General features: G+C 61.4%; 22 protein-coding genes. 8 read left to right on the top strand and 14 right to left on the bottom strand.

The features are described 5' to 3' along the window. Positions 1–10 precede the first annotated feature (10 nt). The 4 genes from GWQ29_RS05945 to GWQ29_RS05930 all read right to left on the bottom strand — a co-directional run bounded on the left by GWQ29_RS05945 (position 11) and on the right by GWQ29_RS05930 (position 4,447). A complete protein-coding gene (locus GWQ29_RS05945; protein WP_275918974.1) occupies positions 11–1,912 on the bottom strand; it encodes a 4Fe-4S binding protein in 1,902 nt (633 codons plus the stop codon). Beyond that, positions 1,869–2,471 carry a DUF3306 domain-containing protein gene (locus GWQ29_RS05940; protein WP_275918973.1) on the bottom strand — a complete coding sequence of 201 codons (603 nt, stop codon included), beginning with the start codon at positions 2,469–2,471 and terminating at the stop codon, positions 1,869–1,871. The genes GWQ29_RS05945 and GWQ29_RS05940 overlap by 44 nt, the downstream gene beginning before the upstream one ends. Beyond that, a complete protein-coding gene (locus tag GWQ29_RS05935) occupies positions 2,464–3,054 on the bottom strand; it encodes a DUF3305 domain-containing protein (protein WP_275918972.1) in 591 nt (196 codons plus the stop codon). The genes GWQ29_RS05940 and GWQ29_RS05935 overlap by 8 nt, the downstream gene beginning before the upstream one ends. 367 nt (positions 3,055–3,421) lie before the next feature. Continuing rightward, complete coding sequence (locus tag GWQ29_RS05930) at positions 3,422–4,447, bottom strand: hypothetical protein (RefSeq protein WP_275918971.1); 1,026 nt, start codon at positions 4,445–4,447, stop codon at positions 3,422–3,424. Between the two features lie 195 nt (positions 4,448–4,642). On the opposite strand from GWQ29_RS05930, the gene GWQ29_RS05925 reads away from it, so the two are divergent. Then, on the top strand, positions 4,643–5,518 hold the full coding sequence (locus GWQ29_RS05925; protein WP_275918970.1) for a formate dehydrogenase accessory sulfurtransferase FdhD: 876 nt from the start codon (positions 4,643–4,645) through the stop codon (positions 5,516–5,518). Between the two features lie 151 nt (positions 5,519–5,669). Continuing rightward, positions 5,670–6,536 carry a helix-turn-helix transcriptional regulator gene (locus GWQ29_RS05920; protein ID WP_013723539.1) on the top strand — a complete coding sequence of 289 codons (867 nt, stop codon included), beginning with the start codon at positions 5,670–5,672 and terminating at the stop codon, positions 6,534–6,536. Between the two features lie 110 nt (positions 6,537–6,646). Here the strand turns inward: GWQ29_RS05920 and GWQ29_RS05915 are convergent, their stop codons facing one another. Both GWQ29_RS05915 and GWQ29_RS05910 read right to left on the bottom strand, forming a co-directional pair. Then, on the bottom strand, positions 6,647–8,767 hold the full coding sequence (locus GWQ29_RS05915; RefSeq protein WP_275918969.1) for a cache domain-containing protein: 2,121 nt from the start codon (positions 8,765–8,767) through the stop codon (positions 6,647–6,649). Positions 8,768–8,792: 25 nt separating this feature from the next. Then, a complete protein-coding gene (locus GWQ29_RS05910; RefSeq protein WP_099992067.1) occupies positions 8,793–10,148 on the bottom strand; it encodes a sigma-54 dependent transcriptional regulator in 1,356 nt (451 codons plus the stop codon). A 250-nt stretch (positions 10,149–10,398) separates the two neighbouring features. Here GWQ29_RS05910 and GWQ29_RS05905 point away from each other — a divergent pair, with 250 nt between their 5' ends. The 6 genes from GWQ29_RS05905 to GWQ29_RS05880 all read left to right on the top strand — a co-directional run bounded on the left by GWQ29_RS05905 (position 10,399) and on the right by GWQ29_RS05880 (position 16,304). Next, positions 10,399–11,244: a substrate-binding domain-containing protein gene (locus GWQ29_RS05905; RefSeq protein ID WP_275918968.1), complete on the top strand. Its 846-nt coding sequence runs from the start codon at positions 10,399–10,401 to the stop codon at positions 11,242–11,244. Between the two features lie 64 nt (positions 11,245–11,308). Then, complete coding sequence (locus tag GWQ29_RS05900; protein ID WP_125595651.1) at positions 11,309–12,010, top strand: ABC transporter permease; 702 nt, start codon at positions 11,309–11,311, stop codon at positions 12,008–12,010. 115 nt (positions 12,011–12,125) lie between these two features. Further along, entirely contained in the window at positions 12,126–12,821 is a 696-nt protein-coding gene (locus GWQ29_RS05895) for an energy-coupling factor ABC transporter ATP-binding protein (RefSeq protein WP_275918967.1), read from the top strand. Then, positions 12,793–13,440 (top strand): molybdenum cofactor guanylyltransferase MobA, encoded by a 648-nt coding sequence (mobA, locus tag GWQ29_RS05890; protein WP_275918966.1) that lies wholly within the window; start codon positions 12,793–12,795, stop codon positions 13,438–13,440. Before GWQ29_RS05895 ends, mobA begins: the two co-directional genes overlap by 29 nt. Continuing rightward, complete coding sequence (locus GWQ29_RS05885; RefSeq protein ID WP_275918965.1) at positions 13,437–15,182, top strand: bifunctional molybdopterin-guanine dinucleotide biosynthesis adaptor protein MobB/molybdopterin molybdotransferase MoeA; 1,746 nt, start codon at positions 13,437–13,439, stop codon at positions 15,180–15,182. Before mobA ends, GWQ29_RS05885 begins: the two co-directional genes overlap by 4 nt. Before the next feature lie 63 nt (positions 15,183–15,245). Further along, positions 15,246–16,304 carry an FUSC family protein gene (locus GWQ29_RS05880; RefSeq protein WP_275918964.1) on the top strand — a complete coding sequence of 353 codons (1,059 nt, stop codon included), beginning with the start codon at positions 15,246–15,248 and terminating at the stop codon, positions 16,302–16,304. A gap of 68 nt (positions 16,305–16,372) precedes the next feature. Here GWQ29_RS05880 and GWQ29_RS05875 read toward each other — a convergent pair whose 3' ends face one another. The 8 genes from GWQ29_RS05875 to GWQ29_RS05840 all read right to left on the bottom strand — a co-directional run bounded on the left by GWQ29_RS05875 (position 16,373) and on the right by GWQ29_RS05840 (position 22,873). After that, positions 16,373–17,746 (bottom strand): HD-GYP domain-containing protein, encoded by a 1,374-nt coding sequence (locus GWQ29_RS05875; RefSeq protein WP_275918963.1) that lies wholly within the window; start codon positions 17,744–17,746, stop codon positions 16,373–16,375. Between the two features lie 78 nt (positions 17,747–17,824). Beyond that, entirely contained in the window at positions 17,825–19,120 is a 1,296-nt protein-coding gene (locus GWQ29_RS05870) for a PAS domain-containing methyl-accepting chemotaxis protein (RefSeq protein WP_059112077.1), read from the bottom strand. A gap of 257 nt (positions 19,121–19,377) precedes the next feature. Next, positions 19,378–19,842 (bottom strand): GNAT family N-acetyltransferase, encoded by a 465-nt coding sequence (locus tag GWQ29_RS05865; protein ID WP_265462519.1) that lies wholly within the window; start codon positions 19,840–19,842, stop codon positions 19,378–19,380. Between the two features lie 102 nt (positions 19,843–19,944). Continuing rightward, positions 19,945–20,388: a DoxX family protein gene (locus tag GWQ29_RS05860; protein ID WP_265462520.1), complete on the bottom strand. Its 444-nt coding sequence runs from the start codon at positions 20,386–20,388 to the stop codon at positions 19,945–19,947. Then, complete coding sequence (locus GWQ29_RS05855) at positions 20,385–21,137, bottom strand: DNA-binding domain-containing protein (protein WP_275918962.1); 753 nt, start codon at positions 21,135–21,137, stop codon at positions 20,385–20,387. Before GWQ29_RS05855 ends, GWQ29_RS05860 begins: the two co-directional genes overlap by 4 nt. Further along, positions 21,130–21,978 carry a DUF692 domain-containing protein gene (locus GWQ29_RS05850; RefSeq protein WP_275918961.1) on the bottom strand — a complete coding sequence of 283 codons (849 nt, stop codon included), beginning with the start codon at positions 21,976–21,978 and terminating at the stop codon, positions 21,130–21,132. The genes GWQ29_RS05855 and GWQ29_RS05850 overlap by 8 nt, the downstream gene beginning before the upstream one ends. 72 nt (positions 21,979–22,050) lie before the next feature. Beyond that, the gene (locus GWQ29_RS05845) at positions 22,051–22,314 is read right to left on the bottom strand and encodes a DUF2282 domain-containing protein (RefSeq protein WP_265422756.1); all 264 of its coding nucleotides are present in this window, start codon (positions 22,312–22,314) and stop codon (positions 22,051–22,053) included. Positions 22,315–22,672: 358 nt separating this feature from the next. Further along, positions 22,673–22,873 carry a YbfA family protein gene (locus GWQ29_RS05840; RefSeq protein ID WP_021139055.1) on the bottom strand — a complete coding sequence of 67 codons (201 nt, stop codon included), beginning with the start codon at positions 22,871–22,873 and terminating at the stop codon, positions 22,673–22,675. Between the last annotated feature and the right edge of the window lie 3 nt (positions 22,874–22,876).

The following is a 22,876-nucleotide window of genomic DNA, read 5'->3' as shown; positions in this document are numbered from 1 at the left end:
CACAGGCCCCTCATATCTTGAGCTGGGCGGCAGGATCCGCCGCCAGCGCCGCAAACACATCCTTGACCCGGCACTCCTCGCACATCAGCAGCCGCTGGGCGGCCTCGTTCTGAAAATGGGAGTGACCGGCCAGCTTTTGCTGGATGCGGCGGATCATCGAAGCTGGGGCAAACGGCTTGCCACAACGAATGCAGCAAGCGGCCTCTTCGGCTTTCAGGCTCTGCACGGCGCGGCGCGCCTCAGGCACGGGTTGCAGGCGGGGCGTGAGCACTATGGCCTGCTCGGGGCACGCCTTTTCGCACATGCCGCACTGGATGCAGTCCTGCTCGATAAAGTTGAGGCCGGGGGCATGACCCACCGCATGCAGGGCGCGGCTGGGGCAGACCGCCACGCAGCCCATGCAGAGGGTGCAGTCAGACTCTTTCAGTTCCACGCTGCCGTAAGGGGCGCCACGGGGCACAGCCAACATCTCGCGGCTGCCCTGATTGGCCTGCCAGAGGGCATCGAAGGCGGCAAACAGGTTCTCCCGTTTGTCCCCTTTGAGCGGCTTATCCAGCAGGGCAGCGGCTGGCTCACAGGAGATCGGCTTATCTTGTTCGGCATCCGGGTTAAACAGGGCGATGCGATCGGCAGAGAGACCCGCGCCCGCCAAGAGCACAGCGGCGCTCGCCAGTTCCCGCTCAACCAGTGCCCGCACGCTTGCAGGGGCATCCTCGCCCAGCGCAATGCGCACCGCGCTGGCGCCATAGGCGAGGGCGGCGAACCAGCTCTCGATGCCTAAACTCGCGCTCTCCTCCGCCCAGACTGGCAACCAGTTGGCGGGCAGACGGGTGAGTTCGGCTTCCACCCATTCGCGCTCGTTTTCACCGGCGATCAGCAACTGCGGCGCTTCGCCTCCCGCCTCCCGATAATGCTTGAGCAATCGGAACAGGTAGTCGCCGCTGGTGTTGGCATCGGGCTGGTGATAGGCGATGGCGCCGGTCGGACAGGCAGTCGCACAGCTGCCAAAGCCCTGACAGAGATGGGGATCGATCTGGATGCAGCCATTGATGGGCTTGAGGGCATCGGTCGGGCAGACATCGAGACAGCGGCTGCAACCGGGTACGCCGCGAGCGGTAAAGGCGCAGGCCTCGGGGTCGAGGCGAAAATAGCGCGGCTTGTCGAAAATACCGGTCAGCGCGCAAAGCTCGGCAAGCCGTTCGGCCAGCCCTTGGTCATCGGCCAGATGCAGATAACCGACCGGCGGTCGCTCCAGCGCAAACAGCGGGGCGCGGCCCAGATCGGCCACCAGATCAAAGCGCGGTTCGCGTAGCTGTTCACTGACAGCAGCCGCTTGTTGTGGAAAGCAGAGCGCCGCCAGCTCAACCCGCTCCCCCTGCCCGTTAAGACCGGTGAGCTGGAACTGCCCCAGATACCCTGTCAGGCTCGGTTCGCGCAGGGTCAGGGCAGCGAGGGAGGCGGTGGCGTCGAAGATGGTTTCGAGATCCGCCGCCTCGGCATTGTGGACGGATTCGGTCACCAGCAGAGTCGGCTTCACCCCGGCGGGCAGCAGGCTGGCGGTGCGGCGAATGCGATCTTCCGGGCCGACCAGCAGCAGGCGCCCCTGACTCTGGTAAGAAACAGTGGCCGGGATCAGGTTATCGGTCTTGACCGTATGCTGCAGGGCATAGGCACGGGCACGGCTGTTGCGATCGCCATGCTGCTCACTGCGCACCGCGCGACCCTCATAAAGGGGCGAGGTTGAAATTGGTAGTTCGATGCTCACATGCACTCCTGGGCGCGCCACCTCATGGGATGGGCGCTTGTTGGTAAGCCGAGAAAGCAAGAGGCGAGCCAACTCCCCCGGAAAAAAAGTAACTGACAGGGAGTCAGGATCCTGAGGGCTCCATTCCCCCATCCTTGGTTGGGACATTTTGTCCATCACGGGAAGCCAAAATGTCCCGATCGTCGGTGGGGGTTTGAGAATGGTTATCAGCCAGCCCGTTCGGCTCGTCGGCAGCAGCGATGCTGGCAACCGCCACCGGTTCAGCGGATCCGCTGGCCGGATTGGCCGATTCGCTGTCAGGGGCTGTCACCTGCTCCACCAGCCAGTTGCGCAGCCCGGCGCTCAGGGCTGCTGGCAGCCATTCGGGCTGGCTGAAATCCTGGGTGTAGTCGTCGAGCCCATCCGGCTTGTGAGTGCGAAATATGGCGCGCAGCGCCTCCTTGTCGGGGAGTTTGGCCTTGCCCGGCTGGGTCGTTTTTAGCTGAGGATCACCACTCTCGGCCCCCTCAACGGCAAGGGGTTCGTCACTCCCCCTGTCAGTGCTGACTACGGGGCTATCCAGCGAATTATCTGGGATTTCACCTTCTCCACTGCCTTCAATAGAGTTAACAGCCGCCTCGGGAATGACCTCTTCCCTCGGCTGCAATGCCTGATGCTTGCGCGCCTCACTTTTGCGAGACGACCAGCGCTTGAGGAACTCACTCATGGGCACTGTTTCCGGCGTTGTTTCCGGCATTGCAGCCACGCTCGCGACCATCGGGGCCGGTGGCTTTAACGGCGCCGCAATTGGCGGGTTCTGCGGCGTCTCTTGATGTCGCTACAGCCGTATCGAGGCCCAGCAGATCCTGCGCCCGCCCCTTCCCCTTCTTGCCCTTGCGGCGGGCCTCCAGCAGCTCGCCGTGGCGACCGATAAAGGCCTCCACCCAGGCTTGCAGCGCCTCGGGCAGCGGGCAGGAGAGCACCTGCCGCTCGCCATCCATATAGGCGGCGGCCACGGTCTGGCTCAGGGTCAGGCCATCGGCCACAAAGCCATTGTCCACGCGACTTCCGGTCACAAAGAGGCGGGGCGAGCCGGAGCTCAGGTTAAAGCGATAATCCCCCCGCTCGTCGCGAAACAGGGTGAGGGGCAGCGCACCGGCAGCCTCAGGTTCGGCGGGATGGAGCGCCGCTATCTCGAAACGGCGGCTCTGCCAGCGGCCAACCTGGCTGTCGATGGCCTTTAACTCCAGTTGCAGCCAGCGCTGCGGGGAGAGGGGTTTGGTTGTGTCTTGCACTGTCACGGCTCCCATCAGAAGGTCTCTGCCGGGCCGCCCTCCCCCTTGTTCCACCCCGTTCGGGACGATTCACAGCAGGGAATTCAGGGCGGCCACGGCCATCAATGGGATAAGACTTAGCAAGAGTGGGGCCAAGGCAGGTTTGGTAGTTGATGGAGGCATTGCTGCGGGTTGGCGCGTTGTGCGGGATATGGATCGGCGCGGGCGTAGGTTGGTGCAGAGCGCAGCGAAGCCCAACATGCGGCGTAAGACCAATCCGCCAGCGTCTAATCGAGGGGATGGCAATAATCAAATAAGACCAAATTATCCGATTATTGCCTTTGGATATTGCTCGCGGTAAACGTTGGGCTTCACTTCGCTCTGCACCAACCTACGCTTTGGCTCAACATACGAGATTTATATTTTCTCCCCAACCTATCAATAAGTTCTCCTGCCAAGTATATTGGCTATAAAACAAGGGTATGTTATATTTATTCTGCAAAAATGAAAGATAAATTTCACTTTCCTTCGTCAAAGGAGCATCACCCATAACGACTAACTCATAGCTTTTATCTTTGCCGTAATAATGTGCATACTCTAATAACTGCCCAATTGCTTCTCTAATGCAGCGTTTCGCTGTTGATGCCGTCTTTATTTCGATTAAAATAAATTTGTTAGACATGTCAACTGAAAGATCAACATAATCCCTCTCATAAAAAACATTTTCATCTCCGAAATGGGAAGTTAAAATATCATAAACTCTATTTTGGAGACGGACATGTGTTGGATCATACTGGGCTCCTGCTTGAGCTGAACGCATTCTAGATTGTTCTGAACGTTTGCTACCATTATTTAAATTACTTTCTATAAGATCCACTACAGACGATATTTCCCCATCCCAATTAAAAGGATGGTATCGATAATTTCGAGAAATAGTATGTTCTGAATCAACGGTTAACATAGGATCAAAAAACTCTACATCTTCAGGCTTAAACCTTATATTTATAACACCACCTTCGTTTATACCATCCGAATTAAAAGGCCCAACATTTAAGACTTCGCAGTCTTCTCTCATCTGTTTAATCCAACCGCGACGCTCAAACTCATTATATATTTCTTGTGTTTCATAAAGTGTAGGGATATAGGCTTTATGTATCACACCCACTATCAACCTGGTTCTATCTGGAGTAATTGTATAAAGACAAAGAGATGTTGTTTCACCTGCATATCTGGCATGAAACTTCCCTATTGGCTGAACAAATCCATACCTAAATCCATCTATCATCCACTCATAATTAAATAGCCATTCTTCATGCCCATATCCATGCTGGGCGACATAACTATCCCCAGTTTCTAACTCTGCTGCCTCCCCTGTTGGTCGCCTCCAACCTGCTGTATTCCAACAAATTCGACATAACTTCATTTCCATATTTATCTCCATAAAATATAAAGCCCAGGAAATCGTTATACCACTTAGTTGGTATTAAACAAGTAATAAATCAACCCATTACGAACAGTTCTTTTATTAAATACATCCATATTCACTTCGTATATCCTGCACAATCTGGAACAAAAATTGCTGTATCCCTCACCTTAGATCCCGGCAACCGGTCGCGAGGGGCCCATGACACCGACCTTTATCAAAAGCAATGCTGCCGCCCAGCTCACCATGGCCGTCGAGGTGATGGATGAGCAAGGCACGATGCAAACCCGCCAAATCGCCTGTGAGCGGCCACTGACGGTCTACCTCAACTGGAAGGAGATAGTAACCCTGATGACGCTGGGGGCCCGCCCCGAGGCGCTGGTGCTGGGTTATCTGAAAAATCAGGGCTTTATCGAGGATATTGCGGCCATCGAGTCGGTCATCGTCGACTGGGAGAGCGAGGCCGCCGCCGTGGTGAGCAGCCAGCAGGCCGCCGATCTCGACGAGTCTCTGGAGAAGAAGACGGTCACCTCAGGCTGCGGTCAGGGCACCATGTATGGCAGCGTGATGAAGAAGCTCGAAGGGGTGGTATTGGCAGCGCCCGAGCTTAAACAGAGCACCCTCTACGCCCTGCTCAAGGCGCTGTCGGCCCATAACGAAACCTACAAGATGGCGGGGGCCGTCCATGGCTGCGCCATCTGTCGCGGCGCGGAGATCCTCTCCTTTGTCGAGGACGTGGGGCGCCACAATGCGGTGGATACCCTGGCCGGTGAGCTCTGGATGAGTGGTGAGAGCGGTGCCGACAAGATCTTCTACACCACAGGGCGGCTCACCTCGGAGATGGTGATCAAGGTGGCGCAGATGGGCATTCCGGTGCTGCTGTCGCGCTCCGGTGTCACCCAGATGGGACTGGATCTCGCCCGCCAGCTCGGCATCACCATGATTGCCCGCGCCAAGGGGCGCCACTTCGAGGTCTTTAGCGGCCACGACCAGCTGGAGCTGGACGAGAAGCCGCCAGTGCTGGCGCCCAGTCCAGCTGGTCGCGGGATGCGGGATGCGGGATTAAGCCATGAATGAGTTTATGAGTGCCAAGCAGATCGCTCTGTATCTCGACCACGCCACCAAAGGGTCAAGCGCAAGCCATGAATGAATTTATGAGTGCCGAACAGATCGCTCTGTATCTCGAACACGCCACCACAGAGGTCAGGAACAAGCCATGAACGAGTTTATGAATGTGAAGCAGGTGGCCGAGTACCTCGATCTCAACGAGAAGAAGGTCTACCAGCTCGCCAACGAGGCGCGCATCCCCGCCACCAAGGCGACCGGCAAGTGGCTGTTTCCCCGCTCCCTGCTCGATCGCTGGCTGCTCGGCAGCTGCCACGAGGGGGTGATGAACGACCGGCTGCTGCTGGCGGGCTCTGACGATGTGCTGCTCCACTACGCCAGCAGCCGTTTGGCCCAGCAGCTCGGCACCCAGGCACTGGTGGGCTACACCCCGTGCGGCACCCGTCAGGGGCTGGCGATGCTGGCGCGCGGCCATGTGGATCTGTGCGCCATCCACTGGGGGCAGGCCGAGGAGGCGCACCTGCGCCACCCGGCGCTGGTGCAGCAGTATCAGGGCCACCGGCAATGGGTGATCGTTCATGGATTTAGGCGGGTGCAGGGGCTGGTGCTGCGCCAGGGGCTGCAACCCAAGGAGGCGAAAGAGGCACTCGACTGGCGCTGGGCCATGCGTCAGGAAGGCGCTGGCAGCCAGCGCGCCCTGCAGGAGTGGCTGCAAACCCAGGGGGAGTCGCTGACCCGGCTGGAGCGCACCCTCGAGGTCAACAGCGAGCGGGAGCTGGCCGCTGCCATCAGCCGTGGCGATGCGGATGTCGGGCCCGGCGCCCAGAGCACCGCCACCGAGTTTGGCCTCGGCTTTATGCCCTTGTCGCAGGAGTGTTTCGATCTGGTGATGCCGCAGGGGGTCTTCTTTCGCACCCTGCTACAACAGCTGATCGGCTGGCTGCAATCCCCCGAGGGGCGCGAGCTGGCGGCCCGCCTCGGCGGCTATGACCTGACCCAGAGCGGCAAGCTGGTGTGGAGCCCCCAGTAGCGAAAGCGGCTAGCCCTCTCTTTGTGCCGACAGCCCTGACAAGCACGGGCCTGCCACCCTGGCAGGCCCGTCTGTTTTATTACCACCGGCTCTAATGATTGGGCCGATGCTTACCCTTGCCGTGACTCATGCGCTGCCGAGTCAGGCTCATGCACCGCCGTGCCAGACTCACGCCCCTCGGCCCCCAGCGCAATACGCCACCCCTCCAGCTGACGGGGCTCGCTGCCAGCGGGCAGGCGGGCGCGGCTGAGCAGCCGTATGGTAAAGCAGCTTCCTTTCCCCAGGGTGGAGGCCACCACCAGCTCCCCGCCCCAGCGGCTGATGATGCGATGACTGAGGGCCAGCCCCAGCCCCGTGCCTGTGGCGCGGGTGGTGAAGAAGGGGTCGAAGATTTTGTCCATGATGGCGGCGTCTATGCCGCTGCCATTGTCGATGACCCGCACCTCTGCCCCTTGCAGTCCTCCCGCCTCGTCGAACCAGTCGCGACTCTCGACCCGGATCTCTCCCTGCTCCCCCAGCGCGTGACTGGCGTTGACCAAGAGGTTTATCAGCACCTGCAGCAACTGCTGGCGATCCGCCTCTATGGGTTGCTGGGCCTGCAGATCGGCTACCAGGTTCACCTGTTGCTGGCGCAGGGCGGAGCGCACCAGGGTCAGGCTCTCTTCGATGATGGGGGTGAGGTGCTGCCAGACGGGCGCCGTCTCGTAGTCGCCGGGGCGCGAATATTGCAACAGGCTGCGGGTGATGGCGCGAATGCGCTCGATCTGTGCCAGCACCAGCGCCAGCTCCTCGCTGACGGGGGTGGCGGCCTCCCCCAGCTCCAGTTTCATCAGCTCCACATTCCCGAGGATCACCGCCAGCGGGTTATTGATCTCGTGGGCCACACCGGCGCACAGCTCGCCGAGGGCCGCCAGTTTCTCGCTGATAAGCAGTTGCTGGCGCGCCTGGGTCAGCATATGGATGTGGTGTTCAAGCTCGGCCGTCTTCTGCTTGAGGCTCAAGGTGCGCTCGGCCACCTTTTGCTCCAGCTCGTCGGCGCTGCGGGCCATCTGCTGGCGATGGGCATCCTGCCGGTCCAGCATGGCGTCAAACTGGCGACCCAACTGGGCCAGCTCGTGGTCGGGATCCAAAGCCAACTGCCCTACCCTGGCCGATTTGCCATATTGCACCTGACGCACCACCTTGTGCATCCGCTCTATGGGGGTGAAGAGATCCCGCGCGCCGCGATAGACCAGTAGGCCCGAGAGCAGCAAGAGCAGCACCACGCCTGAGCCCAGCTCCAGCAGATTGGTGAGGTAGGTGCGAATGATGGGCCACTCCAGAAAGCCGACGTAGAGCATACCGATGCGCTCGCCGCCAGCCCCGAGCAGGGGCTCGTAACCGGAGACATACCAGGCATCGTGGACGAAGGCGCGATCGATCCAGAGCTCCCCCCTCCCCAGCACCTGTTCCCGCACCGGCGCCGAGACACGGGTGCCCACGGCTCGGCCCACCTGACGGCTGCTGCTGACCGGCACATTGGTGCTCACCCGCAGATCATCGAGAAACAGGGTGACGGTCCCTAAGCTCCCCTCTGGCAGGGTGTTTTTGGCAAACACCTGGCGCTTGAGCTCATCCACCAGTCGGGTGCTGCCGTTGATAAGCTCACCCCCTTCCAGCACGGCCCAGAGCGATCCATCCCGCCCCATGACAGGGGTCAGGGAGAGGCTGACAAGCCCCCGTGTCTCATGAACCGTGGCGGCTGTCTGTTCCCTGTCCAACACGGCGCGGCTGGCAAGGGCGGGCGAGAGGGCCTGCAACTCCTCACGAGACCAGACCACGAAATGGCTGATGCTGCGCCCGGCGCCGAGGGTGGCGCGCTCCCGGGCCGTCAACTGATCCAGTTCGGCGCCACTGCGCAAGCGCAGAAAGTCGAGGTCATAGTTGGCCGCCAGTGGCTTCACCCACTGCTGCAACTCATCGGGCGTCTCGCGCAGTCTCAGCTGAAAAGCCCAGGCATCGCGCAGGTGTTCCAGATGCTCCGCCTGACGCTGCTGCTGCACGCTCACCGCATGGTGGGCCACCCCGAGGTCGCCGCGCACATTGGTGAGCAGGTTCTGCCAGCTGTAGGTGAGGGTCCAGTAAAGCGTCAGCCCCATCATGCCCACCAGGGTCAGCATGATGGGCACCGAGGTGAGCAGCAGCAGACGCCAGCGTACCTTGGTCTTGAGCCAGCGCGGCAGCAGGGTCATAGCGGTGCCATCCGGTTGCGGGTTGTCATTCGATGGCCCACTCCTTGAACTTGCGCTCCAGGGTCTTGCGCGCCACCCCCAGCACCCGGGAGGCGGCGGATTTGTTGCCATCATGGCTCGCCACCACCTGCAGGATATGGGCCTTCTCCACCTCGGCCAGCGGCCATGCCAGCGGATAGCCCTCCTCGCTCGCCCCCTTATCTTCCGCCTTGCTGCTCTGCCAGTAGTCGGCGGGGGGCTTACCCAGCAGCAGGCAGCGCTCGATCAGGTTGCGCAGCTCGCGCACGTTGCCGGGCCAGGGATAGGCCTGCATGGCCACCACGTCCTCGTGGGTCCAGCTAAGCGAGCCCATCCCCATCTCGGCGGTGAGCTGGCGGGTGAAGTGGTGCACCAAGGCCGGGATGTCGTCGACGCGATCCCGCAGGGGCGCCACCGGCAGCGCCACCACGTTGAGCCGGTAGAAGAGATCTTCCCGAAAGCGGCCCGCCTCCACCTCGGCTTTGAGGTTGCGGTTGGTGGCGGCGACGATGCGCACATCCACCGACAATTCTCGTTCAGCGCCGACCGGGCGGATGGCTTTTTGCTCCAGCACCCGCAGCAGGGACGATTGCATGGCGAGCGGCATCTCGCCTATCTCGTCCAGAAAGAGGGTGCCCTGGTGGGCGACCCGGAACAGGCCGTCACGCCCCTTGCGGGCACCGGTGAAGGCCCCCTGCACGTGGCCGAACAGTTCGCTTTCCAGCAGCTCGGGGGCGATGGAGGCACAGTTGAGCGGCACAAAGGCCCCCATACGGCCGGAGAGTTGATGCAGGGCGCGGGCCACCAGCTCCTTGCCGGTGCCGGACTCCCCCTCCACCAGTACGGCGGCGTTGGAGGGCGCCACTCTGGCGATGAGCGTCTTGAGCTCGCGGGTCTTGGCGCTGTCGCCTATCAGGGTGGGCGGGAACAGCTTGCTCACCTCCCGGCGCAGCAGCAGGTTCTCCCGCTCCATCTGGCGGCGCTCTATCACTCGGTCCACCGCCTGCACCATCTGATCCAGGTTGAAGGGCTTGAGGATAAAGTCGCTGGCACCGAGCCGCAGCGCCTTGAGGGCGGTATCCATGTCGCCAAAACCGGTCATGAAGATGATGTCGCTGCGCCGGGTAGAGGGGTCGATAGCCTCGTGCCACTCGATGCCGGAGCGCCCCGGCAGGCGGATATCGGCGATGATGAGATCGAAATGCAGGCGGCAGCGCAGGGCTTCCGCCTCCTCCACGCTGGCGGCTGTCTCTATCTGGGCGAAGCGCCTGGCCAGCGCCTTGGCCAGAAAGCTGCGCATGCCGGGCTCGTCATCGACGATGAGCAGAGAGAGGGCAGACCAACGGCTGGCGGGTGCAGTCATGAAAAAAGTACCTCAGATTCGACAAGGTTCCGGGATTGTCCCACCGACCTTATAAACTGTGGGACATTTTGTCGCTAACCGGCCCAGAGTGCCAACCTCCTTTATTAAAAGCGACGAGGCCATCACGCAATTAACCCCGTTAACCGACTGTTTTAACATTAAAAACCGCGCTGCTGGCAGTGTGCGGCCAGCTTGGCACCCTGCTTGCTTAGTCCTGCCCTCTCCCCATCACCCGGATACGATGAACATCATGATCACAGGAACCGTGCACCAACGTCTTGCCCTTGCCCTCTCGACCGCCCTGCTGCTGAGCCTCCCCTTGCTGAGTACCGCCAGCCACGCCGAGAGCGCCAAGGCGCCCATTCGCCTCGCCACCACCACCAGCACGGAGCAGTCCGGCCTGCTGGGCTGGCTGCTGCCCCAGTTCACCAAGGAGACAGGTTATCCGGTACAGGTGATGGCGGCCGGTACTGGCCAGAGCCTGAAGATGGGTGAGAACGGCGACGCGGATCTGGTGATGACCCACGCTCCGTCTGCCGAAAAAGCCTTTGTTGACGCAGGCTTTGGCATAGAGCCGGTGCACCTGATGTACAACGACTTCGTCATCGTCGGCCCGAGCCAGGATCCCGCTGGCCTAGGCAAGCTGCATGACGCCGCCAAGGCGCTGCAGGCAATTAAGGATAAGAAGCAGACCTTTATCTCCCGCGGGGACGAGTCCGGCACCCACATCAAGGAGAAGACACTGTGGCAGGCGGCCGACGTCAAACCCGAGTTTGCCGGCTACAAGTCCATCGGCCAGGGCATGGGCCCGACCCTGACCATGGCCTCCGAGCTTGGCGCCTATACCCTGACCGACCGCGGCACCTGGCTCGCCTATCAGAGCAAGCTGGATCTCGCCGTGCTGCTGGAAGGCGACAAACGTCTGTTCAACCCCTATCAGGTGATTCTGGTCAACCCCAAGCGCTACCCGGATCTCAACACCGAAGGGGCGCGCACCCTGAAGAACTGGCTGGTCTCCGAGCACGGCCAGACGCTTATCGGTGACTTCAAGGTGGCAGGCCAGGCGCTGTTTGTGGCCGATGCCAACGGGAAATAATGCAGCCTTTATTCCATACGATCACATGGATGGCTCTCGCCCCGCACTATAGGGGAAGCGCCTGATGCCGACTCTGCTGGATACAACGCTGGCGGCGCTTGCCTTGCTGTTCGGGGGCGATACCGAACTGTGGCAGGTGGTGGGGGTCTCCTTCTCCGTCTCTTGCATCGCGCTGCTGCTGGTACTGCTGCCGGCACTGCTGCTCGGCTTTGCGCTGGCCTATCTGCCGATCCCGGCGCGCTGGCTCTGGCTCTCCTGCATCAATACCCTGCAATCGGTGCCAACCGTGGTGATCGGCCTGCTGCTCTACATGTTGTTGTCGCGGGCCGGCCCCTTCGGCGACTGGAAGATGCTCTTTACCCAACAAGCTATGGTGGTGGGCCAGATGCTGATCGCCTTTCCTGTCATCGCCACCATGGCCCACGCCGCTTTTATCCAGAGCGACAGACGCGCCTGGGAGACGGCGCTCACCCTGGGACTCTCCTGGCCGAGGGCGCTGCTCGGGCTGATGCGCGAGTGCCGCTTCGGCCTGTTGGCGGCCGTGATCGGCGCCTTCAGCCGCATCGTCACCGAGGTGGGCTGCTCCATGATGGTGGGGGGCAATATCCTGCATTTTACCCGCAACATCCCCACCGCCATCGCGCTGGAAACCCAGAAGGGTGCCTTTGCCCAGGGGGTTGCCCTTGGCATAGTGCTGCTGAGCCTGGCGCTGTTGCTCAACCTGCTGCTGACCGCGTGTCGCGGCCACAGTTATTTGAAAAACTGACCATGACGCTGCGCACTTTTATCCCTGACCGGATGCTGCTGACCCCATCTCTGTCGCGGCCACAGCTATCTGAAGAACTGACCATGCCCCCACTGTTTATCAACTGGAGTACCACATGGCCCTGACCGCCCACCAGCTGATGATGCGCTTTGGCGAGCGCAACCTGTTCCAGATAGAGCAGCTCTCCATCGCGGCGGGCGACGCCATCTGGCTGCGCGGGGCCAACGGGGTGGGCAAGACGACCCTGCTCAAGATACTGGCCGGCCTGCTGACACCGACCCGGGGCCACACCAACCTCGCCTGCGGCTGGCGCGCCAGACTCGCGCAGTGGATCAAACGGGATCCCGGCCCGGGTCTGGTCACCTATCTGCACCAGACTCCTTATCTGTTCGATCGCAGCGTGCACGACAACGTGGCCTGGGCCCTCGGCCATCAGGCCGCCGACGAGGTGCGGGTGTTCGAGGCGCTGCGCCGGGTCGAGCTGGAGGGTCTGGCGCGGGAGCACATCAGCATACTGTCTGGTGGCGAACGCCAGCGTCTGGCCATGGCCCGCGCCTGGGCGCTGCAACCCGCCTTTCTGCTGATGGATGAACCTACCGCCAATCTGGATGCACATTCGGTTGCCCTGATGGCCGCCTTGGCGCAAGATCTGCGGGAACAGGGCAGCGGCCTGGTCATCATCAGCCACCAGAGCAACGATCTGACCGACCTGTGCGAGCGGCAATGGACCCTCGCCCGTGGCCGGCTGCACGAACCCACTCCTTTGAAAATCATCGAGCGACATGACCTCAAACAGCGAACCCAGAACTGATGCCTTCCCCGTCTCTGCCGTGATCCTGGCCGGTGGCCGCGCCACCCGCATGGGGGGCGAAGACAAGGGCTGGGTAGCACTGGCGGGACGCCCCCTTATCGACCACGTTTTGGAGCGGCTGCGCCCTCAGGTGGATGAGGTGCTGATCAACGCCAACCGCAGTCAGACTCGCTATCAGGCGCTGGCCCCCGTCATCAGCGACGACAACCCGGACTATCTGGGCCCGCTGGCGGGCATGCAGGCCGGCCTTGCCGCCGCCCACCACGACTGGGTGCTGTTCGTCCCCTGCGATGGTCCCGCCCTGCCCCATGATCTGATGAGCCGCTTTCGCACCGCCCTCACCCCGGATACCGAACTGGTGGTGGCCCACGATGGTGACTGGCTGCAACCCGTGGTGACCCTGCTGCACAAATCCCTGCTGCCGTCGCTCACCCATGCCCTGGCCGAGGGTGAGCGCAAGATAGATATCTGGTTCGCCCGCCACCGGATGGCGGTAGTGAGCTTTGCCGACCAGCCGGATGCCTTCATCAACCTCAACAGCCCGGCCGAGCTGGCCGCCTACGAGGCGCGCCTGCTGAACTCGTCTACCGACCCCCGACAAGGAGCCACAGCATCATGACACCGGCCCCCACCCTTCCCCTGCTCGGCTTTGCCGCCTGGAGCGGTACTGGCAAGACCACACTGCTGGAACAGCTCATCCCCATTCTGGTAAGCCGCGGTCTGCGCCTGGGTGTGCTCAAGCACGCCCATCACGACTTTGACACCGACCAGCCGGGCAAGGACAGCTACCGCCTGCGCAAGGCGGGGGCGGATCAGGTGATGGCGGCTTCGCGCCGTCGTCACGCCCGCATCGTCGAGACGCCCGACGCCGGGCCCCCGTTTCACGCCTTGCTGGCCAGCTTCGACCAGACCCGGCTCGACCTGCTGCTGGTGGAAGGGTTCAAACACGAGCACTTCCCCAAGATAGAGCTGCATCGCACCGAGCTCGGCAAGCCTCTGTTGTTCCCGGACGACGGCGACATAATGGCGCTGGCGGCAGATCTGCCCCAGCAGACCGACTTGCCCCAGCTCAATATCAATGATCTGGCGGCCATCGCCGACTTCGTCTGCGGCTACGTGAGCAAGGCAAGGCATGCCGAACAGGTGCCGGGAACGGGATTTCTGTCGGTGGAGGCGGCCCGCAGCGCCATTCTGGCTGCCCTCACCCCCAGCACAGCCTGCTGCGACAAGCCGCTGGCCCAGTGCCACGGCGCCGTGCTGGCGGCCGATCTGGTCAGCCCCATCAATGTGCCCCCCCACGCCAATTCGGCGATGGACGGAATTGGCCTGCGCGGCGACGATCTCGCCGCCGGTCGCTGGCAACTGGTGGGTGAAGTGCTGGCGGGCCAGCAACACCATGAGCCTGTGCTGGCCGGTCAGGCGGTGCAGATCATGACGGGCGCGCCTCTGCCCCCCGGCGTCGATACGGTCGTGATGCGGGAGGAGACAAAGATAGAGGGAGAGTGGGTCACGGTGAGCGTCCCCATCAAGGCGGGGCAGAACGTGCGCCAGGCCGGGGAGGATCTCGCCAGGGGCGCGGTCGCCATTGTGGCCGGTACTCGCCTTGGCGCCCCCCAGCTGGGACTGGCGGCCTCCTTGGGTCAGGCCAGCCTGTCGGTACGCACCCCGCTCAAGGTGGCGCTGTTCAGCACTGGGGATGAGGTGCAGGCGCCGGGCGAGGCACTGGCCCCGGGCCATATCTTCGACAGCAACCGCTTCACCCTGATGGCGCTTATCGCCGCCGCCGGCTGCGAGGTGATGGATCTGGGCATCATCCCGGATGATCCCGCCATACTGCGCCAGCAATTGGAGCAGGCATCGACCAGCGCCGATCTGGTGCTGAGCTCGGGTGGGGTGTCAGTAGGTAATGCCGACTTCATCAAGCAGGTGCTGGCGGAGCTTGGCCAGATCGACTTCTGGCGCATTCAGATGCGGCCGGGTCGCCCGCTGGCGTTTGGCAAGCTGGGGACTACCCCTTTCTTCGGCCTGCCGGGCAATCCGGTGGCGGCCATGGTCTGCTTCCTGCAATTTGTCGAGCCCGCCATCGCTCGCCTGCAGGGCCGGGTCTGGCAGCCGCTGCGCCTCTCGGCGCAGGCCGAGCAGCAGATGAAAAGCCGCCCTGGCCGCACCGAGTTTCTACGCGGTGTCTTCCATCAGGATGCCAGCGGCGTACTGCGAGTGCGTACCACTGGGCCGCAGGGCTCCGGCATTCTCAGCTCCATGGCCGATGCCAACTGCCTGATTGAAATTGTCCCCGCCCAGCCGGCCATCGCGGTCGGCGAGCGGGTCTGGATCCACCCACTCCAGGGACGAGTGGCCTGATACATCGCAAGCACCCCGCCGGGCGTGGCGGGGTGTTTGCGCCCATGACCCGAGGCTAGTCCCTTGCGCCTGAATACCCCGCTCTCCCGGCTCGATCTGCTGATCTATGGCCGCTATCGCATCGTCCACGGCCTGCGCATCGCGCTCGCCTTCATGCTCACCTTTCTGCTGACCCGCGAACTCAAGCTGCCGGAAAGCACCTGGCCGCTGATCACGCTGGTGGTGGTGATGGGCCCCATCTCGTTCTGGGGAAACGTGCTGTCACGGGCCCTGCAACGGGTGGTTGGCACCATCTTCGGCGCCGGTTGCGGTGTGGTGGCCCTCTATCTGGAGCTCTACTCCCTGCCGCTGACCCTGGTGTGGTGCGGCTGCATCATGTTCCTGTGCGGCTATCTGGCGCTCGGCAAGCGCCCCTACGTGGGGCTGCTCATCGGCATCACCCTGGGGGTCACCATGGGGGCCATGCCGGGGGACATAGAGACGGCGCTGTGGCGCAGTGCCGACGTGATCCTGGGCTCCCTGCTGGCGCTGCTGTTTTGCAGCATCTACCCACAGCGCGCCTACAGCCACTGGCGGTTGCAGATGCACGACACCCTGCTGCAGGCGCACCGGCTCTACCATACCCACCTCTCCCCCAATATTCTGGAGCGACCCAGGCTGGCCCAGAGCCACTCTCGCCTGCTCTCCAAGATGGTGAGCCTGCGCCCCCTGCTGACCCCGGCGGTCAAGGAGACCCGCCTTGGCAGCGCCCTGTTCGAGGCCATCCAGACCACGATGCGCAACACCCTCTGCACCCTGGAGATGCTGGCCAACACCTACTGGAGCGATCGCCAGAGCCACTTTCTGATGCAGAGCACCCCCGAGCTGCGCGCCTGCCAGCAGGCGACCGAGGCCGTGATGATCCAGTTGGCGCTCATGCTCAAGAGCGGCGAATTGAAAGGGGCTGAGCAGGCCATCAGCGAGTTGCAGGAGGCCGCGACCCGGGTGCGACTCGATGCCAGGGGCGAGGCCGCCATCAGCGGCTATCTCTGGTTGAGTCTGCAGCTCACAGAACAGCTCACCCACTTGCGCCGCCTGCTGGGGCTGGTGATGTACCCGCCCCGCAGCCAGAGCCACATATAGCAAAACGCCCCGCAATGCGGGGCATTATCATATCGCGCTGACCACTCAGGCCATGTACGCAACCAGCGTTAACTGGCATCCGCCAGCGGCTGCTCGGCCGTGAGGTAGATGGAGAAATCCTTGATCCCCGCCTCCAGCGCAGCAAAACAGTCGGGGTCTATGGCAGATCCCAGTTGCTCGGCCATCATCTCCAGCGCCTGGGGCACGGGAATGGCACCACGGTAGGGACGCTTGGCGGTGATGGCATCGAAGATGTCGGCCGTGGTGATGATGCGGGTCTCAAGGGCAATCTCCTCTGCCTTTAGCCCCTTGGGATAGCCCTTGCCGTCGAGCCGCTCATGATGAGCCCCCGCCACCTGGGCCAGCTCCTTGAAGGCACCGATCCGGCTCAGGATCTCCTCGGTATAGGCTGCATGCATCTGCACCGCCGCCCACTCCTGCGCATCAAGCTTGCCCGGTTTGTCGAGGATGGCGTTGCTCACCCCAAGCTTGCCCACATCGTGCAGCAGGGCACCCCGCTTGAGCCAGCGCCGCCGTGGCTCAGGGATCCCCATCTGGGTGGCGAGGATGTCGGTATAGAGTGCCACCCGGCCGCTGTGACCGGCGGTGTAGGGACTCTTGGAGTCGACCACCTGACCGAAGGCGGCGGCAATCTCGTCCAGATAATCTTCATCGAGCGCCACTTCCCCCTGCCCGGCCGGATGGATAAATACCCACTCAGCCAGCTGGGGATCCGCCAGCCCTTGCCAGAAGGGCTCATCGGCCATGGCTTCAAACTGCCTGACCAGCTCGGGATCAAACCAGCTGCCGCTGCGCTCGCGCACCTCTTTGAGCGCCGCTTCCGGCCCTGCTGCGGCATGAAACACATCCACCACCTGACAGAGCAGGGCGATGCGGGAGAAAAGCGGGATCGCCTCACCGGCCAGCTGCAGCGGCCGGCCCTTGCCATTCCAGTGCTCGTCGAGAGAGAGAATGCCACCGGCCACCTCGTCACTGAAGCGCAGCTGGCGAGCGATATCGGCGCCACGGTGGCAGCGGGTCTGGATCAGCTCGTTGGCAATCTGATCGCCGTTGCGAAAGATGTGAAACAGGCTGCGAAAACGCCCCAGCAGATCCGCCTGCAAGCCGGTGTGGCCCAGCACGAAGTTGACCACCTCGGAGAGGGAGCCATTCACCAGCTTGAAGTCGCGTTTGAAGTGCAGATCGTCGGTGAGATAGAGCTCGCAGATGCGGGCCGCATTGCTGCTGCAACCGAGATCCTTGAGCAGCAGGGTGTAATAGAGGTCGTGGCGCTGCCCGGCATTGAGGCCGAGCTGATCCCCCAGCCGGGAACCTATCCAGCAGCAACGGATACAGTGCCCTCTGGGTTGCCCCTCAGTCATGTCGAGGGCATGGCTGAGGGAACCTATCAGTTCAGATAATCGTAGACCGCTGAAGGTCATGAGCTGCTCCATTAGCTGTAACGGCGATCTTGCCTGCAGGAAATACTATACCCATTCAGTCCAGAACGAATCCCGATGTCAGATGGACAGACTGGATACGGTCGCCGAGACATTGTTGGCTTCCTGCCGGATCTCGACCATCACCTCATTGACCTTGTCGACCTGTTGCTTGCCCAGCTCGGCGCTGCTGGCCACTCTGGCCATATCGTCCGTCACCCTGGCCGTCAGCTCACGGTTCTTCTGCACCACCTTGGCGATCTCGTCGGTGGAGAGGGAAGTGCGAGCGGCGAGCTGGCGCACTTCATCGGCCACCACGGCAAACCCGCGCCCCTGATCGCCGGCGCGAGCCGCTTCGATGGCCGCATTGAGTGCCAGCAGGTTGGTCTGGTCGGCGATGCTGCTGATGGTGGAGACGATGGCTTCGATGCTCTTGGATTGCTCGTTGAGCTGATTGACCAGCTGTATGGTCTTGTCTACCTGCTCACTGACAAGGGAGGAGGTCTCCACCACGGAACGCAGCAGATCGGCGCCCTGCTCAGCACTGCGCAATGTCTCCTGCGCCGTGGCATGAGCCACCTGGGCGGCATCACGGATGGCATGACTCTTGATCACCCGCTCGGTAATGTCAGTGGCCAGCTTGATCACCTTGGTCACCTTGCCGCTCTCGTCCCTGACCGGGTTGTAAGTGGCTTCCAGCCAGATGTCATCACCGTGGCTGTTGCGACGCAGAAAAAGCCCTGACTTGAACTGCCCCTGGGCCAACTCTTCCCAGAAACGGGGCTGTTCGCGATAGAAGGCATCATCACAGAACATCCTGTGGTTGTGCCCCTTGATCTGGGACAGGCTGTACCCCATGCAACTCAGGAAATTGGCATTGGCGGTCACTATCTCCCCCGTCGGGGTGAACTCTATCATGGCGAGGGAGCGATCAAGCGCCTTGGAGACGGCTTCCTGACTCAGCAGGCGCTGGTGATGCTCGGTCACATCGCTGGCAATCTTGATCACCTGGGTCACCCGCCCCTGTTGCTTCACCGGGAAGTAGCTCGCCTCCAGCCAGAGCGCCTCGCCCCGCTTGTTGATGCGCGGAACAATGCCGGATTGGACCCTGCCTTGTTGTAGCTGGGCCCAGAGTTGCTGGTAATCAGACGACTGAGCCAGTGCCTTGCTGCAAAACATCCTGTGATGCTGACCCTGGAGTTCAGCTGCGCTGTATCCCATCAGGTTCAAGAAAGGCTCATTGGCCTCCAGGATACCGCCATCCGGAGTGAAGGTGATGGTCGCCACCCCGCCTTTGACGGCATCGACAAAACCCTGCAGCTCACCGAGTTGCGTCTGGCAGGCCAGCAGTTGTGCCTTCAGCTTGTTATTGAACATGGATGTCATACCCCTTTACCGACGATGTGGGAACTCGCAAACGACAACCGCCGTCAATGTGGGCGAGTACGAGCCTGATGAGGCTGATCATAGTTGAGCGAAATCGCCGGATCAGACTTTGACCGACGTTTTACTGCCGGCGCTCGCCCGGTTATCTTCTTGCCATCCATGAAAAGAAACACAACGTAGAGAGCAGGCGCGCTGGACGATTGGTACGAATATCTGCCCGTGTTGGATCAGTTTCGCATCGCTCGGAGTCACACCGCTGGTTGCCACTCCAGACAGGCTGGATTGGCCATAAAACCAATGCGTTCATACAGGGGACGCCCCTGCTCACTGGCATGCAGCCACACCCGACCCAGTTGCTCGGCGCTGGCATGGGCCACCATGGCATCGAGCAGGGCGCTGGCCATGCCCTGCTTGCGATGGGCTGGCAGTGTATACATATTGAGCAGATAGGCCTCCTTCCCCGACACATTGCCAGGATAGGGTGGTCGCACAAACAGGGCCAGGGTGCCACTCGCCACCACCTCTCCCCCGACCTCCGCCACCCAGGAGCGCGCACTGCCATCAGCCTGCCCCGCACTGAAATAGGCGGTGGTCGCCTGCCAGAGATCCAGATCGGCCAGCGGCTCGGCCAACTCCCCCACCTCGCAAAACAGCCCCATGCGCAAACTCACCAAGGCGGGAATATCGGCCATATCTGCCTGACGAATAATCATTGCTCTCTCCATTGAGGACAAGGCCAATAGCCCTGACTGTTCATCATCATGACAAATAGCAGCATCAGACACCCTTTGTCATCGGAAGATATCTGAGACTCATCACCGGCGGCGGCCTGTCAGCCAATGATCAAGGCTCAGCACACCGCCGCCCCAGATGGTCAGGATCAGCAGCATCCCGCCCCACAGCTGATGATCGTAAAAGCCGCCCGCCCAGAGGGTTGGATAGGAGATCACCGCCATGATATTGAAGCCAAACAGCAGCAGAGCGGCCGGACGGGTAAAGAGGCCTGCCAGCAGAAACAGGGGAAGCAGCAACTCGGTCGCCGTCCCCAGATAGGCGGCCCACAACCAGGGCAGCAGGGGCACCTGATACTCGAATTCAAATAGATAGAGGGTTGAATCCCACGCCGTCAGCTTGAGCCAGCCTGAAGTGATAAAGACCGAGGCGACCCAGAGCCTCGCCAGCAGCAAGACGGCACCGCTCATCCAGCGCGGCAGATCGCTACTCGAGCTGGCCAGCGCCAGCCATTTGTTTCCCATCATGGCATCACCTCCACATCGACCAAGAGACCAAGCATTACCAAGCGGGTGAGATGATCACTCGCCCCGGGATCGGTTGCCAGCAGGGTGGCCAAGGGTCTGCCTTCCAGGCAGCCTTGCAGCAGCGCCCACTCACCTGCTTCTAAAGGCAACGGCGTGACCCGATAATCCGGCTGCTTCTTCAGTACCAGCCAGACAGGGGCACAGAGATCCCCCACCGCCTCCCCACCGTGCAGCGCCATCTGCCACAGGGCCAGCACCGGATAGTCGCTGGCAACCAGCAGCAGATCCGTGGCAGGCAACAGCCGCAGTCGCTCCCATTGTGGCGGCGATAATCCGGTCAGACGTTCGGCTGGCCAGCAGCGGGACTCCAGCGGCAGCAGACTGGCACGCTCAAGCTGCCACTCGAACTGCGCCAGCGCCTCCAGCCAGGGTAACTCGGCCGTAGTTGGCAAGCGGGCCAGCCACTGACCAAAACCGGCGCCATAGTGCATGACGCTCCCTTCCTGTAGCGGCTCGTCCAGCACGAAACCACGGGCCGCTGCCACGAAAAATTCGTCTCCCACCATGGCCTTGACGGCGGGATAGCTGCTCGCCAGCACCTCGCCAAGACTCAGGATGAAGTGGTTGCGATAGACCTGCAGCACCGATTCGGCAGGAAAGAGCCGGGAGCTGATGTGGGGGGCAATCGCGGCAGACTCTCCCAGCAGACCATCGGCAAAGTGCCGTTGCAGCTGTGCCAGTTCAACCATGGGCTAGCTCCCGAACCATGTTTGCAGCTTGCGCCTCATCCAGAATGGCGCTGGCCTGCTCAGCTTCGGCCAGCAAGACCGGCAGCGGGGGGATCTCGAGATCCCACTCAATCAGGGTGGGGATGGCCTGCTTGCGGCAGATCTGGCGATAGAGTTCCCAGACCGGCTCCACCACAGGGGCGCTGTGGGTGTCGATATAGAGGGCACCTTCGGGCAGCTGTTTCTCCGTATAACCAGCCAGATGGATTTCCCCGACGGTGGCGAGATCGATCGTCGCCAGATAGTCATCGCAAGAGAAACCGTGGTTGAAGGCACTGACGTAGAGATTGTTGAGGTCGAGCAAGATGCCGCAACCGCTGCGTTGCTGCAGCTCGGCCAAAAATTCCCATTCGCTCATCTCCCCTGCCAGTTGCAGATAGGAGGAGGGATTTTCCATCAGCAACCGGCAGCCCAGGGTCTGTTGTACCTGCTGGATCTTGTCACTCATGTTGCGAAGGGATTGACGGGTATAGGGTACAGGCAGCAGGTCGTTGAAGTAGCGTCCGCCAATGCTGCCCCAGCTCAGATGTTCGGAGATCCGTACCGGCTTGATCGCCGCTGCCAATGATGACAACTGTTGCAGGTGGCGCTGATCGAGCGGGTCGGCCGAGCCGAGGGACATGCCAACGCCGTGCAGACTGACGGGGTAGTGTTGCGCCAACTCACTCAGCACCTGAAAGCCCTGGCTGTGCGGCTCGAAGTAATTTTCACTGTGCACCTCCAGCCAACCGACTGCCGGCAGGGTTTGCCGGATCCCGTCGTAATGGGGAGTGCGTAATCCGATACCAATCAAAGGGTTCATCGCAAGACTCGCTTTCGCCAATCAGAGAGGATACAGGGGGCGGCCCCTTGGCCATCCCCTGCCCGATGTCTCTTACTTGGGTTGCAGCGAACCGCCCACCAGCTTCTCGCACAGCCCTTTGGGCATCACCACAAAAGCATCGCCCTGGGCATTTTCCTTGGCGGTCCCGGCGCAGGAATTGCTCTTGGTCGCACAGTCATTCTTGCTGGCCTTGACCACACCGTAGCACTTCTCCTTTTCCTCGGCAGCCATGGCTGGCGCCGCGATGAACTGGGCACCCAGTGCCAGCAGACCTGTCATGGCGGAGGCGATCGCTGTGCTTTTTTTAACGTTCATGTTCGTGATCCTTGTGCTGTTGAGTGTGATGACCCCGCTCAGTGTCGTGGCGGGGTACCTGCAATAGAACCGGAACAGCAGAGAATTAATTTCATGAAAAGAGAAAAACAAGGGGGTGACTCAGGAGTTTTCATCTAACAAATTGTTTAATAAAACATATTTTTTAAGCTGGCCAGTCACAAGAAAAGCACTTTCGCCCGCTAGGTCCCGGCAGTCCAAAGATCAGCTCCCGCTTGTGGCACCGGTCAGTCCATCAGAAAGGAGCAATAGGAGATGTTCGGCAGGAGGGGAACCACTACTATTTCTGGAGCACAATAAAAAAGAGAGCCGAAGCTCTCTTTTTTAAGATGAATGGGGTCTAGTAGAAGATCCGCTCACCACGCTCGCTCATCTTGAGCCATACCGGCTTGGTGCTGGTTTTGCTCCAGATACGATGCAAGTAGCTGTAGAAGCGGGCACGATCGCTGCGAAACAGCATAACGGGGAAGGCCAGAATACCCACCAGCAGCGCATAGATACGACGAAGAATTATCTGAGTCAGAGAAAAGGGATGAAACATGAT

Source organism: Aeromonas sp. 2HA2 (genome assembly GCF_029237345.1).
GTDB lineage: Bacteria > Pseudomonadota > Gammaproteobacteria > Enterobacterales > Aeromonadaceae > Aeromonas > Aeromonas salmonicida.
The sequence above is the reverse complement of the archived record's forward strand: the minus strand, read 5'-3'. Positions and strand labels throughout refer to the sequence as shown.